At 62.8% G+C, this 16,252-nt stretch carries 17 protein-coding genes and 1 pseudogene; 14 read left to right on the forward strand and 4 right to left on the reverse strand.

The genetic code is table 11. From position 1 onward, the window contains the following. Nucleotides 1-125: 125 nt before the first annotated feature. From coaBC to argB, 4 genes and pseudogenes are all read left to right on the forward strand, one after another. The gene (coaBC, locus tag AD664_RS23480) at nt 126-1,334 is read left to right on the forward strand and encodes a bifunctional phosphopantothenoylcysteine decarboxylase/phosphopantothenate--cysteine ligase CoaBC (protein WP_047735761.1); all 1,209 of its coding nucleotides are present in this window, start codon (nt 126-128) and stop codon (nt 1,332-1,334) included. 6 nt (nt 1,335-1,340) lie between these two features. Beyond that, nucleotides 1,341-1,796, forward strand: a complete 456-nt coding sequence (gene dut, locus AD664_RS23485) for a dUTP diphosphatase (RefSeq protein WP_047735760.1) — start codon at nt 1,341-1,343, stop codon at nt 1,794-1,796. A 251-nt stretch (nt 1,797-2,047) separates the two neighbouring features. Next, nucleotides 2,048-3,451: pseudogene (locus AD664_RS23490) on the forward strand (phosphomannomutase/phosphoglucomutase); the annotation flags it as partial. Nucleotides 3,452-3,477: 26 nt separating this feature from the next. After that, on the forward strand, nt 3,478-4,383 hold the full coding sequence (argB, locus tag AD664_RS23495; RefSeq protein WP_053150277.1) for an acetylglutamate kinase: 906 nt from the start codon (nt 3,478-3,480) through the stop codon (nt 4,381-4,383). A gap of 146 nt (nt 4,384-4,529) precedes the next feature. On the opposite strand, the gene pyrE is transcribed toward argB, so the two are convergent. Further along, nucleotides 4,530-5,174 carry an orotate phosphoribosyltransferase gene (pyrE, locus tag AD664_RS23500; protein ID WP_047735758.1) on the reverse strand — a complete coding sequence of 215 codons (645 nt, stop codon included), beginning with the start codon at nt 5,172-5,174 and terminating at the stop codon, nt 4,530-4,532. Nucleotides 5,175-5,256: 82 nt separating this feature from the next. On the opposite strand from pyrE, the gene AD664_RS23505 reads away from it, so the two are divergent. Next, a complete protein-coding gene (locus AD664_RS23505) occupies nt 5,257-6,036 on the forward strand; it encodes an exodeoxyribonuclease III (protein WP_042731262.1) in 780 nt (259 codons plus the stop codon). A gap of 180 nt (nt 6,037-6,216) precedes the next feature. On the opposite strand, the gene AD664_RS23510 is transcribed toward AD664_RS23505, so the two are convergent. Further along, complete coding sequence (locus AD664_RS23510; protein ID WP_053150280.1) at nt 6,217-6,585, reverse strand: DUF4870 domain-containing protein; 369 nt, start codon at nt 6,583-6,585, stop codon at nt 6,217-6,219. A 30-nt stretch (nt 6,586-6,615) separates the two neighbouring features. Continuing rightward, on the reverse strand, nt 6,616-7,338 hold the full coding sequence (gene rph, locus AD664_RS23515; RefSeq protein WP_042731264.1) for a ribonuclease PH: 723 nt from the start codon (nt 7,336-7,338) through the stop codon (nt 6,616-6,618). Nucleotides 7,339-7,587: 249 nt separating this feature from the next. Between rph and AD664_RS23520 the strand changes: the two genes are divergently transcribed. From AD664_RS23520 to AD664_RS23545, 6 genes are all read left to right on the forward strand, one after another. Next, a complete protein-coding gene (locus AD664_RS23520) occupies nt 7,588-8,451 on the forward strand; it encodes a YicC/YloC family endoribonuclease (RefSeq protein ID WP_053150284.1) in 864 nt (287 codons plus the stop codon). A gap of 12 nt (nt 8,452-8,463) precedes the next feature. Continuing rightward, nucleotides 8,464-9,084, forward strand: a complete 621-nt coding sequence (gene gmk, locus AD664_RS23525) for a guanylate kinase (protein WP_047735756.1) — start codon at nt 8,464-8,466, stop codon at nt 9,082-9,084. A 166-nt stretch (nt 9,085-9,250) separates the two neighbouring features. Then, nucleotides 9,251-9,514 (forward strand): DNA-directed RNA polymerase subunit omega, encoded by a 264-nt coding sequence (gene rpoZ, locus AD664_RS23530; RefSeq protein WP_003177259.1) that lies wholly within the window; start codon nt 9,251-9,253, stop codon nt 9,512-9,514. Between the two features lie 57 nt (nt 9,515-9,571). Continuing rightward, nucleotides 9,572-11,677, forward strand: coding sequence for a bifunctional GTP diphosphokinase/guanosine-3',5'-bis pyrophosphate 3'-pyrophosphohydrolase (spoT, locus tag AD664_RS23535; RefSeq protein WP_042731267.1), 2,106 nt, complete (start codon nt 9,572-9,574; stop codon nt 11,675-11,677). Between the two features lie 24 nt (nt 11,678-11,701). Next, complete coding sequence (locus AD664_RS23540; RefSeq protein ID WP_014340863.1) at nt 11,702-12,082, forward strand: RidA family protein; 381 nt, start codon at nt 11,702-11,704, stop codon at nt 12,080-12,082. A 55-nt stretch (nt 12,083-12,137) separates the two neighbouring features. Further along, nucleotides 12,138-12,878 (forward strand): hypothetical protein, encoded by a 741-nt coding sequence (locus tag AD664_RS23545; protein WP_053150287.1) that lies wholly within the window; start codon nt 12,138-12,140, stop codon nt 12,876-12,878. Nucleotides 12,879-13,010: 132 nt separating this feature from the next. Here the strand turns inward: AD664_RS23545 and AD664_RS23550 are convergent, their stop codons facing one another. Beyond that, nucleotides 13,011-13,868 (reverse strand): NAD-dependent epimerase/dehydratase family protein, encoded by an 858-nt coding sequence (locus tag AD664_RS23550; protein WP_053150290.1) that lies wholly within the window; start codon nt 13,866-13,868, stop codon nt 13,011-13,013. 186 nt (nt 13,869-14,054) lie between these two features. Here AD664_RS23550 and exbB point away from each other — a divergent pair, with 186 nt between their 5' ends. The 3 genes from exbB to AD664_RS23565 are packed head-to-tail and all read left to right on the forward strand — an operon-like array spanning nt 14,055 to nt 16,240. Beyond that, entirely contained in the window at nt 14,055-15,050 is a 996-nt protein-coding gene (exbB, locus tag AD664_RS23555; RefSeq protein WP_053150293.1) for a tonB-system energizer ExbB, read from the forward strand. A 6-nt stretch (nt 15,051-15,056) separates the two neighbouring features. Beyond that, nucleotides 15,057-15,485: a TonB system transport protein ExbD gene (gene exbD / locus AD664_RS23560; protein WP_042731271.1), complete on the forward strand. Its 429-nt coding sequence runs from the start codon at nt 15,057-15,059 to the stop codon at nt 15,483-15,485. Next, complete coding sequence (locus tag AD664_RS23565; RefSeq protein WP_042731272.1) at nt 15,482-16,240, forward strand: energy transducer TonB; 759 nt, start codon at nt 15,482-15,484, stop codon at nt 16,238-16,240. The genes exbD and AD664_RS23565 overlap by 4 nt, the downstream gene beginning before the upstream one ends. The last annotated feature ends 12 nt before the right edge of the window (nt 16,241-16,252 follow it).

The following is a 16,252-nucleotide window of genomic DNA, read 5'->3' on the forward strand; positions in this document are numbered from 1 at the left end:
CACCGCTGTTCCATAGCGGTCGCTGTGATATCGTAGCCCATCTTTTTTGCAGGCGATTTTCACCCTGGCAGGCTGTTGCCGAAGGGTTCGCACTGCACTGACCACTGAAATCGAAAGGCAGGCCTATGCAGCGGCTGTATCGGAAACGCATCGTTCTGGGCGTCGGCGGCGGCATTGCTGCCTACAAGAGCGCCGAGCTGGTTCGCCGACTCATCGACCAGGGCGCGGAAGTACGGGTCGTCATGACCCGCGGCGGCAGTGAATTCATCACCCCGCTGACCATGCAGGCACTGTCCGGCCACCCGGTTCACCTGGACCTGCTCGACCCCGCGGCCGAGGCAGCCATGGGCCATATCGAACTGGCCAAGTGGGCCGACCTGGTGCTGATCGCCCCGGCGACCGCCGACCTTATCGCCCGCCTGGCCCAGGGCATCGCCGACGACTTGCTCACCACCCTGGTGCTCGCCACCGACGCCGTGGTGGCCGTCGCCCCGGCCATGAACCAGGCCATGTGGCGCGATCCGGCCACCCAGGCCAACCTGCAATTGCTCGAAAGCCGTGCCCTGAAGGTCTTCGGCCCGGCCTCCGGCAGCCAGGCCTGCGGCGATGTCGGCATGGGCCGTATGCTGGAAGCCACCGACCTGGCCCAATGCGCCGCCGACTGCTTCCAGCGCCAGGCCCTGACCGGCAAACACGTGCTGATCACCGCCGGCCCGACCCAGGAAAACATCGACCCGGTGCGCTACATCACCAACCACAGCTCCGGGAAAATGGGCTTCGCCCTGGCCGAAGCCGCAGTGGAAGCCGGCGCCCGGGTGACCTTGATCACTGGCCCTGTGCACCTGCCCACGCCGGACCGGGTTACGCGCATCGACGTTGTCAGCGCCCGGGACATGCTCGCGGCCTGCGAAGCCGCCATCCCCTGCGACCTGTTCATCGCCTCGGCAGCGGTCGCGGACTACCGCCCCGAAGTCGTCGCCCCACAGAAATTGAAGAAAGACCCTACGAGTGGTGACGGCCTGCTGCTGCAGATGGTGCGCAACCCGGACATCCTTGCCAGTATCGCCACCCGCCCCGACCGGCCGTTCAGTGTCGGCTTCGCCGCCGAAACCGAACACCTGCTCGATTACGCCGCGCGCAAGCTCAAGGACAAGAACCTCGACTTGATCGTCGCCAACGACGTCGCCAACCCGAGCATCGGCTTCAACAGCGAGGAAAACGCCTGCAGCGTGATCGATCGCCAGTTGCACGCCACCCTTTTCGCCCAGACCAGCAAGGGCAAGATTGCCCGCCAGCTGATCACCTTCATCGCCGAACGTCTGAACCAGGTTTAAATCTCCATGCACGCTCTACAAGCCAAGATCCTCGACCCACGCATCGGCAACGAATTCCCGTTGCCGCAATACGCCACGCCCGGCTCCGCCGGCCTCGACCTGCGGGCGATGCTCAAGCAGGACACCCTCCTGGAACCGGGCCAGACCCTGCTGATCCCGACCGGCCTGTCGGTGTACATCGGCGACCCGAACCTGGCCGCGCTGATCCTGCCGCGCTCGGGCCTGGGCCACAAACACGGCATCGTGCTGGGCAACCTGGTGGGCCTGATCGACTCCGACTACCAGGGCGAGCTGATGGTGTCGTGCTGGAACCGTGGCCAGACGGCCTTCAACATCGCCGTGGGCGAACGCATTGCGCAACTGGTGCTGGTACCAGTGGTGCAGGCTCATTTCGAACTGGTCACGGAATTCGACGAGAGCCAGCGCGGCGCCGGCGGTTTCGGCCACTCCGGCAGCCACTGATCCCGCGGTTCGTGGCCGGGCGTGCTGCCCGGCCCGTTTATTAAGCTTCTGTTTCAGGGCGAAAAATGCGCAATGGCTTTCTGCTAGGTTTCCCATCCGGAATCAATGTATTAGGCGACCGAGGTCGGGATAACGCTGTCTCATGGCATTTTCCCACCACGAACTCTCTGTCAAAAACGCCGTCATACCCTTCAGCTTGAGCCTGCCGACGCCCATCGTCGGCCTGTCCAGTCACCCCCTGATAGAGCGCCCCGCCCATGAACACCCCAGCTGCAATCGCCCCGATCTTCCCTGACAGCATCTTCCGCGCCTACGACATCCGTGGCGTGGTACCGGAAACCCTCACCGCCGAAACCGCCTACTGGATCGGCCGCGCCATTGGCTCCCAGAGCCTGGCCCAGGGCGAACCGAACGTGTGCGTCGGCCGCGACGGCCGCCTGTCCGGCCCCGAGTTGGTCGCGCAATTGATCAAGGGTATTGCCGACAGTGGCTGCCACGTCAGCGACGTGGGCCTGGTGCCGACGCCGGCGCTGTACTACGCCGCCAACGTCCTGGCCGGCAAGTCCGGCGTGATGCTCACTGGCAGCCACAACCCGTCGAACTACAACGGCTTCAAGATCGTCATCGCTGGCGACACCCTGGCCAACGAGCAGATCCAGGCCCTGCACACCCGCCTCAAGACCAACGACCTGAGCAGCGGCAAAGGCAGCGTGACCCAGGTCGACATCCTTGGGCGCTACAACGATGAGATCGTCAAGGACGTGAAGCTCGCCCGCCGCCTGAAAGTAGTGGTCGACTGCGGCAACGGCGCCGCCGGCGTGATTGCCCCGCAACTGATCGAAGCCCTGAACTGCGAGGTCATTCCGCTGTTCTGCGAGGTGGATGGCAACTTCCCCAACCATCACCCGGACCCGGGCAAACTGGAAAACCTGCAAGACCTGATCGCCAAGGTCAAGGAAACCAACGCTGACCTGGGCCTGGCCTTCGACGGCGATGGCGACCGCGTCGGCGTGGTCACCAACACCGGCAACGTCGTGTTCCCCGACCGCCTGCTGATGCTGTTCGCCAAGGATGTCGTGGCGCGCAACCCGGATGCCGAGATCATTTTCGACGTGAAGTGCACCCGTCGCCTGGTGCCACTGATCAAGGAGTACGGCGGTCGCCCGCTGATGTGGAAGACCGGTCACTCGTTGATCAAGAAGAAAATGAAACAGAGCGGCGCCCTGCTGGCCGGGGAAATGAGTGGCCACATTTTCTTCAAGGAACGCTGGTTCGGTTTCGACGACGGCATCTACAGCGCCGCGCGCCTGCTGGAGATCCTCAGCAAGGAGTCATCCAGCGCCGAAGACCTGTTCGCGACCTTCCCGAACGATATTTCTACGCCGGAAATCAATATCCATGTGACCGAAGAGACCAAATTCAGCATCATTGATGCACTGCACGACGCTCAATGGGGCGAAGGCGCCGAACTGACCACCATCGACGGTGTGCGGGTCGACTATCCCCAGGGTTGGGGCCTGGTGCGCGCGTCCAACACCACGCCGGTGCTGGTCCTGCGCTTCGAGGCCGACAACGAAGCCGAACTGCAGCGCATCAAGGATGTGTTCCACACCCAACTCAAACGTGTTGCACCTAATCTTCAACTACCGTTCTGATTTTTGAAGCACCACCGGAGCCCTGAATGACCCTCGAACGCGAAGCCGCCGCCAATACCGCCAAGGTCCTGTCCGAAGCGTTGCCTTACATCCGACGCTATGTCGGCAAGACCCTGGTGATCAAATACGGCGGCAACGCGATGGAAAGCGAGGAGCTGAAAACCGGCTTCGCCCGCGACATCGTGCTGATGAAGGCCGTGGGCATCAACCCGGTGGTGGTGCATGGCGGTGGCCCGCAGATCGGCGACCTGCTCAAGCGCCTGGCGATCGAAAGCCATTTCATCGACGGCATGCGCGTCACCGACGCGCAGACCATGGATGTGGTGGAAATGGTCCTGGGTGGCCAGGTCAACAAGGACATCGTCAACCTGATCAACCGCCATGGCGGCAGCGCCATCGGCCTGACCGGCAAGGACGCCGAACTGATCCGGGCGAAGAAGCTCACCGTCACCCGCCAGACCCCGGAGATGACCCAGCCGGAAATCATCGACATCGGCCAGGTGGGCGAAGTGGTGGGCATCAACACCGACCTGCTGAACCTGCTGGTCAAGGGCGACTTCATCCCGGTCATCGCGCCTATCGGCGTGGGGGCCAACGGTGAGTCTTACAACATCAACGCCGACCTGGTGGCCGGCAAGGTGGCCGAGGCACTGAAAGCCGAGAAGCTGATGCTGCTGACCAACATCGCCGGCCTGATGGACAAGTCGGGCAAGGTCCTGACCGGGTTGTCGACCCAACAGGTCGACGACCTCATCGCCGACGGCACCATCTACGGCGGCATGCTGCCGAAGATCCGCTGCGCGCTGGAAGCGGTACAGGGCGGCGTTGGCAGCTCGCTGATCATCGATGGCCGGGTACCGAATGCCATTTTGCTGGAAATCTTCACCGATACCGGCGTGGGCACCTTGATCAGCAATCGCAAGCGGTCGTAAGCGACACCCAAAAAAAAGACCCCGCTAAGCGGGGTCTTTTTTTATGCCATTTTTCAGGTGGGTACGTTGTGGCATTCAAATGAGTGCTGGTGTGGCGAGGGAGCTTGCTCCCTCGCCACAAGAAAAGCACCCTACCAAAGGAGCTATCAAACACCGAACTGCGCCCGATAAGCCTCGACCGCCGGCAAATGCTGCTTGAGCTGGGGGTCATCAGCCAAGAATTCCAGCACCTGGGTCAGCGAGACAATGCTGATCACCGGAATGCCAAAGTCGCGCTCTACCTCCTGGATCGCCGACAACTCACCGTTGCCACGCTCCTGGCGGTTCAGCGCGATCAGCACGCCGGCGGCCTTGGCGCCGTCCTGAGAAGCGATGATCTGCATCACCTCGCGAATAGCGGTGCCGGCGGTGATCACGTCGTCAATGATCAGGACGTCGCCGGTCAGCGGCGCGCCCACCAGGCTGCCGCCTTCACCGTGGGCCTTGGCTTCCTTGCGGTTGAAACACCAGGGCAGGTCGCGCTCGTGATGCTCGGCCAGGGCGACGGCCGTGGTGGCGGCCAGCGGGATGCCTTTGTAGGCCGGGCCGAACAGGACGTCGAACGCAATACCGCTCTCGACGATGGCCGCTGCATAGAAACGCCCCAGCTGCGCCAGGGCCGAACCGCTGTTGAACAGGCCGGCGTTGAAGAAGTACGGGCTGGTGCGTCCGGACTTGAGGGTGAACTCACCGAAGCGCAAAACCCCGCGATCGATGGCAAAACGAATGAAATCGCGCTGATACGCCTGCATGAAAAAAGCCTCAAATACCGCGGATTTAGCTAAATAGGTACACGCCGTGTATCATACACGCACGTGATTTTTGGGGCCATTTATGCGGATCATCAGTGTGAACGTCAATGGTATTCAGGCTGCAGTGGAGCGTGGTTTGCTCAGTTGGCTGCAAGCACAGAATGCCGACGTCATCTGCCTGCAGGACACCCGCGCCTCCGCCTTTGAACTGGACGATGCAGCCTTCCAACTGGATGGTTACTTCCTTTATGCCTGCGATGCCGAAGTCCCCGCCCAGGGTGGCGTGGCTTTGTACTCGCGGCTGCAACCGAAGGCTGTCATCAACGGTCTCGGTTTCGAGACGGCGGACCGCTACGGGCGCTACCTGCAAGCCGATTTCGACAAGGTCAGCATCGCGACCTTACTGCTCCCTTCGGGGCAGAACGGCGATGAAGATTTGAATCAGAAATTCAAGTTGATGGACGATTTCGCCCGTTACCTTGATAAACAGCGACGCAAACGTCGCGAGTACATCTATTGTGGCTCGCTGTACGTGGCGCAACAGAAGCTGGATATCAAGAACTGGCGCGACAGCCAGCAATCTCCTGGCTTCCTGGCGCCCGAACGGGCCTGGATGGACGAGATCATTGGCAACATGGGCTACGTCGATGCCCTGCGCGAAGTCAGCCGCGAAGGCGACCAGTACAGCTGGTGGCCGGACAGCGAACAGGCCGAGATGCTCAACCTCGGCTGGCGTTTCGACTACCAGTTGCTGACGCCTGGCCTGCGCCGCTTCGTACGCAGCGCTCGCCTGCCGCGCCAGCCTCGGTTCTCGCAGCACGCGCCACTGATCGTGGACTACGACTGGACGCTGACGATCTGAGTGTCGTTTCGCAGCCACAAAAAAACCGACAGGCAATGTCGGTTTTTTTGTGGCCACTGCAAAATCTACTGTGGGAGCGAGCTTGCTCGCGATGACGGTGGATCAGCCAGCATCAATATTGAATGAACAGCCGCGATCGCGAGCAAGCTCGCTCTCACGAGGCAAGGCGCCAGCTGATCGTTATTTGACCAGTCGCCAGGTAAACGGATACCGATACGGCTGCCCTTCATTGGCCTTGACCCCAGCGATGATGGTCAACACCAACGCACCAATGGCCACCAGACCGAACAGGAAGAAGCCAATCACCACGATCATCAGCAGCAGGCTGATCGCCGAAGCGATCGCCACGGTGATCTGGAAGTTGAGCGCTTCTTTGCCCTGGGCATCGATGAACGGGTCGGACTCGCGCTTGAGCTGCCAGAGCACCAGCGGCCCGATCAGCGTACCGAACGGGATCCAGATCCCCAGCAAGGCGGACAGGTGACAAAACATTGCCCATTGACGCGCCTCTTTACTCGGCTGGGGCAGCAGGATTGGCTCATCACTCATGTCGCTCTCCTTGTCTGAAGCATGAATCGGTCAGTCAGCCAGGGCGGCCTTCTGCAATTCGAAGATCTGACTCATGCCGTTCTTCGCCAGTTCCAGCATAGCGTTCAATTCTTCCGGCTGGAACGGCGCGCCTTCGGCGGTGCCCTGCACTTCGATGAAGCCGCCGGCGCTGGTCATGACCACGTTCAGGTCGGTCTCGGCAGCGGAGTCTTCCAGGTAGTCCAGGTCCAGGACCGGCTCGCCCTGGTACATGCCCACGGACACCGCGGCGATCATCTGCTTGAGCGGGTCGCCGCCCTTGAGGCCACCGCGCTTCTTGATCACTTTCAAGGCATCGACCAACGCAACCATCGCGCCGGTGATGGACGCGGTGCGGGTGCCGCCGTCAGCCTGGATCACGTCGCAATCGACGTACAAGGTAACGTCGCCCAGCTTGGACATGTCCAGCGCGGCGCGCAGCGAACGGCCGATCAGGCGCTGGATTTCCAGGGTGCGCCCGCCCTGCTTGCCACGGCTGGCTTCGCGCTGGTTCCGCTCGCCGGTGGCCCGCGGCAGCATGCCGTACTCGGCGGTCAGCCAACCCTGGCCCTGGCCCTTGAGGAACCGCGGCACGCCGTTCTCGACGCTGACGGTGCAGATCACCTTGGTATCACCAAATTCGACCAGTACAGAGCCCTCGGCGTGTTTGGTGTAGTTGCGGGTAATGCGGATCGAGCGGAGCTGATCGGCAGCGCGACCACTTGGACGTTTCATAGGGAACACCTGTACTGAGGACGGAAAACTGCCGGCATTATAAAGCCGTGTGCCGCGCGAGGGCAGTTCTAAAAAGCCGGCGCGACGAGTGCAGCCTCTCAAACGCCCGGCCGACGGGCTGCAGCGCTTTGTCACAGGCACGGTTTGGGGGCACACGCTTCACTGCGCTACAATCCTGCGCCTTTGCTGCCCGCCGGGCTCAATCCACAGATTCTCAGGTCGTGTCGGCCTGCAATGCGAGGAACCTCCATGGTGCACAGCATGACCGCCTTCGCCCGCGTCGAAAAAGCCGGGGCTCAAGGCACGCTGAGCTGGGAACTGCGCTCGGTCAACAGTCGCTACCTGGAACCGCACCTGCGCCTGCCCGAATCCTTCCGCGACCTGGAAGGCGGCGTGCGTGAAGCGCTGCGCCAGGGCCTGTCACGGGGCAAGCTGGAATGCACCCTGCGCTTTACCGAAGAAAGCACCGGCAAACCCTTGCAGGTGGATCGCGAACGCGCCGCGCAACTGGTGGCTGCCGCCGAAACCGTTGCCAGCCTGATCAGCAACCCCGCCGCCCTGAACCCGCTGGAAGTACTGGCCTGGCCCGGCGTGCTGGTGGGTGACGCCAGCGATCCGCAGGCACTGAACGCCGAGGCCCTGGCGCTGTTCAACCAAGGTCTGAAGGAACTCAAGGCCGGGCGTGAGCGCGAAGGCGCGGAACTGGCCCGGCTGATCAACGAGCGCCTCACTGCCATAGAAGAAGACGTCAGCACCCTGCGCGAACTGGTTCCGCAGATGCTCGCCACCCAGCGCCAGAAAGTCCTCGACCGCTTTGCCGACATGAAGGCCGAGCTGGACCCGCAGCGCCTGGAACAGGAAATGGTCATGCTCGCGCAAAAAAGCGACGTGGCCGAAGAACTGGATCGCCTGAGCACCCACATCATCGAAGTCCGCCGGGTGCTCAAGTCCGGTGGCGCGGCCGGTCGCCGCCTGGACTTCCTGATGCAGGAACTCAACCGCGAAGCCAACACACTGGGCTCCAAGGCCTTCGACCCGCGCAGCACCCAGGCTGCGGTCAACCTCAAGGTGTTGATCGAGCAGATGCGCGAACAAGTACAGAACATTGAGTAAGGCTAACCCGACATGACCCACAGCACCGGCACCCTGTACATCATTTCCGCGCCTTCGGGCGCCGGCAAGACCAGCCTGGTCAAGGCCCTGATAGACGCCGAGCCGCAGATCCGCGTCTCCGTGTCCCACACCACCCGCGCCATGCGCCCGGGCGAAGTGAACGGGGTGAACTATCACTTCGTCGACCGCGAAGAGTTCGTGAGAATGGCCGAGCACGGCGACTTCCTCGAGCGCGCCGAAGTCTTCGGCAACCTGTACGGCACCTCGCAGAGCTACCTGCAGCAGACCCTGGACGAAGGCCACGACCTGATCCTGGAAATCGACTGGCAAGGCGCCGAGCAGGTGCGCAAGCTCATGCCCCAGGCCCGCTCGATCTTCATCCTGCCGCCAAGCCAGCAAGCCTTGCGCCAGCGCCTGACCAACCGTGGCCAGGACAGCGACGAGATCATCGAAGGGCGGATGCGTGAAGCGGTCAGCGAAATGAGCCACTACGTCGACTACGATTACCTGATCATCAACGACGATTTTGCCCACGCGCTGGACGACCTGAAGGCGATTTTCCGCGCCAGCCAGCTGCAACAGAAACGCCAGCAGCAGCGTTTCGGTAAACTGCTGGCCGAACTGCTGGGCTGAGAAGCCCTTCCCAAAACCGCTGCGACAGCTTTACATTGGTACTCGCAGCGCGCCGAGGGCTTGCTCAAAAAATCAGCGCTTCCCTAAACGCTGGTGTTTTTTTAAACTGTCGAGTCCGCTCGCCCAACCGGGCAGCGCGCATATTGCATTCGCTCCGAGGAATACCATGGCCCGCGTAACCGTTGAAGACTGCCTAGAACACGTGGAAAACCGCTTTGAGCTGGTCATGCTCTCTACCAAGCGTGCCCGTCAACTGGCCACCGGCGGCAAAGAGCCATTGGTCCAGTGGGAAAACGACAAGCCTACCGTGGTAGCGCTGCGTGAAATCGCCGAAGGCCTGATGAGCTACGAGTTCATCGCCAACGCTGAAATCGTCGAGGACGAACCGCTGTTCGCAGCGTTCGAGGACGAGTCCAACGAGGCGGTCTAAGCCTATGCCTGGTCGACGTAGCACGGCGCGGGGTCACAGCAGACGGCAGGAGTCATCATGCCGAGCATAGACGCCCTCGCCGATCGCTTATCGGCCTACCTCGGCACGGACCAGGTCAACCTGGTCCGCCGAGCCTATTTCTACGCCGAACAAGCCCACGACGGCCAGCGCCGCCGCAGCGGCGAGGCGTACGTCACGCACCCGCTTGCCGTGGCGAACATCCTGGCCGACATGCACATGGACCATCAGAGCCTGATGGCGGCCATGCTCCATGACGTGATCGAAGACACCGGTATCGCCAAGGAAGCGCTGCAGGCGCAGTTTGGCGAAACCGTGGCCGAGCTGGTCGACGGGGTCAGCAAGCTGACCCAGATGAACTTCGAGACCAAGGCCGAGGCCCAGGCCGAGAACTTCCAGAAAATGGCCATGGCCATGGCCCGCGACATTCGCGTGATCCTGGTCAAGCTCGCCGACCGCCTGCACAACATGCGTACGCTGGAAGTATTGTCCGGCGAAAAACGCCGCCGCATCGCCAAGGAAACCCTCGAGATCTATGCGCCCATCGCCAATCGCCTGGGCATGCACGCCATCCGTATCGAGTTCGAAGACCTGGGCTTCAAGGCCATGCACCCGATGCGTTCGGCGCGGATCAACCAGGCCGTCAAGCGCGCCCGGGGCAACCGCAAGGAAATCGTCAACAAGATCGAAGAGTCCCTGAGCCATTGCCTGGCCATCGACGGCATCGAAGGCGACGTCAGCGGTCGGCAGAAACACCTCTACGGCATCTACAAGAAAATGCGCGGCAAGCGCCGGGCCTTCAACGAGATCATGGACGTCTACGCGTTCCGGATCATCGTCGACAAGGTCGACACCTGCTATCGCGTATTGGGCGCCGTGCACAATTTGTACAAGCCGTTGCCGGGGCGCTTCAAGGACTACATCGCGATCCCCAAGGCCAACGGCTACCAGTCGCTGCACACCACGCTGTTCGGCATGCACGGCGTACCCATCGAGATCCAGATCCGCACCCGCGAAATGGAAGAGATGGCCAACAACGGCATCGCGGCCCACTGGCTGTACAAGTCCAGCGGTGACGAACAGCCCAAGAGCACCCACGCCCGGGCCCGGCAATGGGTCAAGGGTGTGCTGGAAATGCAGCAGCGCGCCGGCAACTCCCTGGAATTCATCGAGAGCGTCAAGATCGACCTGTTCCCCGACGAGGTCTATGTCTTCACGCCCAAGGGCCGGATCATGGAGCTGCCCAAGGGCTCCACGGCCGTGGACTTTGCCTACGCAGTGCACACCGACGTCGGCAACAGTTGCATCGCCTGCCGGATCAACCGCCGCCTGGCCCCGTTGTCCGAACCGCTGCAAAGCGGCTCCACGGTGGAAATCGTCAGCGCCCCCGGCGCCCGGCCAAACCCGGCGTGGCTCAACTTCGTCGTCACCGGCAAGGCACGCACGCACATCCGCCACGCCTTGAAACTGCAACGCCGCTCCGAATCGATCAACCTCGGCGAACGCCTGCTGAACAAGGTACTGAACGGCTTCGACAGCTCGCTGGACAAGATCCCGACCGAGCGCGTGCAGGTGATGCTCCACGAATACCGCCTCGAACTGATCGAAGACCTGCTCGAAGACATCGGCCTGGGCAACCGCATGGCCTACGTCGTCGCCCGCCGCCTGCTCGGCGAAGGCGAACAGTTGCCAAGCCCCGAAGGCCCGCTGGCGATTCGCGGCACCGAAGGCCTGGTGCTCAGCTACGCCAAATGCTGCACACCGATCCCGGGCGACCCGATTGTCGGCCACTTGTCCGCCGGCAAGGGAATGGTGGTGCACCTGGACAACTGCCGCAACATCAGCGAAATCCGCCACAACCCGGAAAAATGCATCCAGCTCTCCTGGGCCAAGGATGTCACCGGCGAATTCAACGTCGAGCTGCGGGTCGAGCTGGAGCACCAGCGCGGCCTGATCGCCTTGCTGGCCAGCAGCGTCAACGCCGCCGACGGCAATATCGAGAAAATCAGCATGGACGAGCGCGATGGCCGCATCAGCGTCGTCCAACTGGTGGTCAGCGTCCACGACCGCGTGCACCTGGCCCGCGTGATCAAGAAACTGCGCGCCCTGACCGGCGTCATCCGCATCACCCGGATGCGCGCGTAGCCTGTTCATTACAAGGAGTCATTCATGACCAAGACCGTTATCACCAGCGACAAGGCCCCGGCCGCCATCGGCACTTACTCCCAGGCGATCAAGGCGGGCAACACCGTGTACATGTCGGGCCAGATCCCCCTGGACCCGAAAACCATGGAGTTGGTGGAAGGCTTCGAAGCCCAGACCGTGCAGGTCTTCGAAAACCTCAAGGCCGTGGCCGAGGCCGCTGGCGGTTCATTCAAGGACATCGTCAAGCTGAACATCTTCCTCACCGACCTGAGCCACTTCGCCAAGGTCAACGAGATCATGGGCAAGTACTTCGACCAGCCCTACCCTGCCCGCGCGGCCATCGGCGTGGCAGCCCTGCCGAAGGGCGCCCAGGTTGAGATGGACGCGATCCTGGTCATCGAGTAATCAGGCCGGCGCAGCGTCCCCCGCTGCGCCGTTTTCGTCTTGAAAGGATTCCACCATGCGCAATGCGCTTGCTCTTTCGCTGGTCGCCCTGTTCCTGGGCGGCTGCGCCAGCGACCCTGCCGACCGTGACATCAGCGGCACCTGGATCAACCAGGCCGCCATCGACGCTGCCGCCAAGGGCGGCCCGCTTCGCGAAGCGCTACAGGCTTATGGCCCGAACCTGGAATGGGACATCAACACCCGGGCCGGCCAGGCACGCTACACCAACGGTTTTGAAAACGTCGAAGGCAAGTTGCTGGGCGAAGAAGACGGGGCTTGGAAAGTCGACTTCTACGGCAGTTCCGCCAGCGAACTGAAACGCGATGGCGACCAGTTGAACCAGGCCGCCAACGAGAACGAACCGCAGCAGGTATTCGACCGCGCACAAGTCCAGGTACCGGACGGTGCCCCCATCGGCGCCAGCTTCGAGCGGGCGCTGTACGCCGCCTACCTCGGCGGCACCTGGCACATCGTCAACGGACCCGGCCAAGGCGCGACCGTGCAGTTCCAAGCCGATGGCCAGGTCAGCGGCCTGCCGGGCGCCGATCGCTACGCCCTGTGCCTGGCGGGCGATTGCGCCTCCATGAGCGGCGGCAACGACAACATCTGGCTGCAACAGAACGGCCAGGGCAACACCTGGATCTTCGCCCGCGACGGCAAGAAACTGGAAATCTTCCAGACCATCAACGCCGCGCTGGCCGATGAAATGCCGTCGTTCACGCCCGGTGACCGGCGCTGGGTGCTGGAAAAGCAGTAGCCCGACCCAGCAGCAACAACCCTGTGGGAGCGGGCTTGCTCGCGAAGGCGGCATGACAGTCAACGAAGACGGTCGATGCCAGGCCCCTTCGCGAGCAAGCCCGCTCCCACAGTTATTCTGGGGGTATGGAATTCAGCAGCGCCCTTCCAGGATCGCCGCATACCCCTGGCGAAAACTCGGATACTGCGGCGTCCAACCCAACGCCTTCGCCCGGGCATTGCTGCAGCGCTTGCTGCCGGCACGCCGTACGCTGGCGTCTTCGGCCCATTGGGTGACGCCCATGTACTCACGCAACCAGCCCACCACCTCGGCCAGCGGCGCCGGAGCGTCGTCGACCCCGATATAGCAGTCGTCCAGCCTTTTGCCCTGGCGATCGGCTTCCAGCAGGAATGCCAGCAAACCCGCTGCATCGTCGGCGTGGATGCGATTGGCGTACAAAGGAGGGTCGACGACAACGCGATAGCCTTGGCGCACCTGGCTCAACAGCCACTCACGGCCCGGGCCGTAGATGCCGGTCAGGCGCACGCGACTGGCGGGAATGCCGCTGCCCAGCGCCACTTGCTCGGCTTCAAGCATCAGCCGGCCGGAATACCCCCCCGCCTCGGTGGGCGAGTTTTCGTCGACCCACTCGCCCTTCTGCTGCCCATAGACACTGCTGCTGGAAACAAACAGCAGGCGCCGTGGTTGCTGGCCGTGCTGCTTCAACCACCCCAGCACATGCTCAAGCCCCTCGATGTAGGCCGCTCGATAGCCGGCCTCGTCATGGTCGGTGGCCGCGGCACTGTACACCAGGTAATCCAGCGGCCCGGTGGGCCAGTCGGCCGGGCACTGCGCGCTGAACAGATCACCGGCCACCCCGTTCACCCCGGCGGGCAGGTGCGCGACCGTACGTCGCAGGCCATGGACCTGCCAGTTTTCGGCCACCAGCCGGCGAGCCAACCGGCCGCCGATATCGCCGCAGCCGGCGATCAAAACAGAAGGCGCGGACATCAACATCTCCTTTAGTAAAGCCGCAGACTAGCCTCGCAAAGGGATGAGCGGCTAGCAATGAAGGAAAAAAAGATACTCTATTACTTTTGTTAACAAGAATTACTTGCAATAATGCACGCCACTTTTGTTCTCGGCCCCACGAGGCCTGGAAGAACATCCATTTTTTTCCTCTCAGGTCCGGCCAGCATGAAACACGCCCTATTACCCGCTTCGCCAACCAACCGACCTCGCGCCTGGCGCGCCATGGCAGCCCTGCTGCTCGGCCTGCTGCTGGCACCTGCCGCCGCCTTCGCCGATCAGGCCGCCCCTGCGACCGTCAATGAGCCCGCGGCCAATACCCAGGCAGACGTGCCGAGAAACCCCGACGGCAGCGTCGACACTTCATCCCTGCCGCCTGAAGTGCAAAAGGCTCTGGCTGGGCTCGGTGAAGCCGCCAAGCAGATGGAAGAAGAGCAAAAGGCCGACAACTCCCTGGGCATGGCCCATGACCTGTCGCCCTGGGGCATGTACAAGAACGCCGACATCATCGTCAAGATCGTGATGATCGGCCTGGCCATCGCCTCGATCATCACCTGGACCATCTGGATCGCCAAAGGCTTCGAGCTGCTGGGCGCCAAGCGCCGCTTGCGGGGCGAGATCGCCGCGCTGAAAAAGGCCACCACCCTCAAGGAAGCCAGCGCCACCGCCGCCAAGGAAGGGACGCTGGCCAACCTGCTGGTCCATGACGCGCTCGAAGAGATGCGCCTGTCGGCCAACAGCCGCGAGAAGGAAGGCATCAAGGAACGCGTGAGCTTCCGCCTGGAGCGCCTGGTCGCCGCCTGCGGTCGTAACATGAGCAGCGGCACCGGCGTGCTCGCCACCATCGGCTCCACCGCACCGTTCGTCGGCCTGTTCGGCACCGTGTGGGGCATCATGAACAGCTTCATCGGCATCGCCAAGACCCAGACCACCAACCTCGCCGTCGTGGCCCCCGGCATCGCCGAGGCTCTGCTGGCGACCGCCCTGGGCCTGGTCGCGGCAATCCCGGCCGTGGTCATCTACAACGTCTTCGCCCGCTCCATCGCCGGCTACAAGGCCCAGGTCTCCGACGCCTCGGCCGAAGTCCTGCTGCTGGTCAGCCGCGACCTCGACCACCTGCCACCCGAGCGTGGTTCGCAACCGCACATGGTGAAAGTGGGGTAATCGGCCATGGGCCTGCATTTGAAAGAAGGCGCAGACGACGATCTGGCCGAGAACCACGAAATCAACGTCACGCCGTTCATCGACGTGATGCTGGTCCTGCTGATCATCTTCATGGTGGCCGCTCCGCTCGCCACCGTGGACATCAAGGTCGACCTGCCGGCCTCCACGGCCAAGCCATCGCCGCGTCCGGAAAAACCGGTGTTCCTCAGCGTCAAGGCCGACCAGCGCCTGTTCCTCGGCGAAGACGAGGTCAAGACCGAGAACCTCGGTGCGACCCTCGACGCCAAGACCCAGGGCAAGAAGGACACGACGATCTTCTTCCAGGCCGATAAAGGCGTGGATTACGGCGACCTGATGAGCGTGATGGACGCCCTGCGCGGTGCCGGCTACCTGAAGGTCGGCTTGGTCGGACTCGAGACGGCGCCGAAGAAATGATCACAACGCGCCAAAAGCTGACGCGTTACAGCGGTAGCCTGGCCGTGGTGCTGGGCGTGCATGCGCTCGCCATCGCGCTGACGCTGAACTGGACGTCCCGTCCGCCCATCGAGCTGCCGCCCCAGGCGATGATGGTCGAGCTGGCGCCGGTGCCTGCGCCCCCCCCGCCGGCGCCGCCGAAAGTCGTCACCCCGCCAAAACCGCCAGAGCCGGTAGAGGAACTGCCGCTGCCCAAGCTTGCCGAAGCGCCGAAGGCGGAAATCGCCGTGCCCAAGCCGGTCAAGCCCAAGCCCAAGCCGCAACCGCCCAAGCCGAAACCGGTGGAAGAGAAGAAACCCGAACCGCCGAAGGAACAACCGTCGGAGCAGAAGCCGAGCGACACCCAGCCAACCCAGGCGCCGACCGAGAAGTCGGCGCAACCGGCCCCTGGTCCTTCGCCGGCGCAAATGGCGGCCAAGGCCAGTTGGCAAGGCACGCTGCTGGCGCACCTGGGCAAGTACAAGAAGTACCCGCCGCGGGCCCAACAGATGAACAAGGAAGGCACCAACCGCCTGCGCTTCGTGGTGGATGGCAACGGCAACGTGTTGTCCTTCGAACTGGTGGGCAGTGCCGGCACGGAATCGCTGGACCGGGCCACCCTGGAAATGATCCGCCGCGCCCAGCCACTGCCCAAGCCACCGCCTGAGCTGCTGACCAACGGCACCATCGAACTGACGGCCCCGTTCGTGTACTCCATCGACAAGCGCCGGCGCTGATCAGAAGACACG

Source organism: Pseudomonas sp. P97.38 (assembly GCF_001269745.1).
In the GTDB taxonomy this organism is placed as follows: domain Bacteria; phylum Pseudomonadota; class Gammaproteobacteria; order Pseudomonadales; family Pseudomonadaceae; genus Aquipseudomonas; species Aquipseudomonas chlororaphis_E.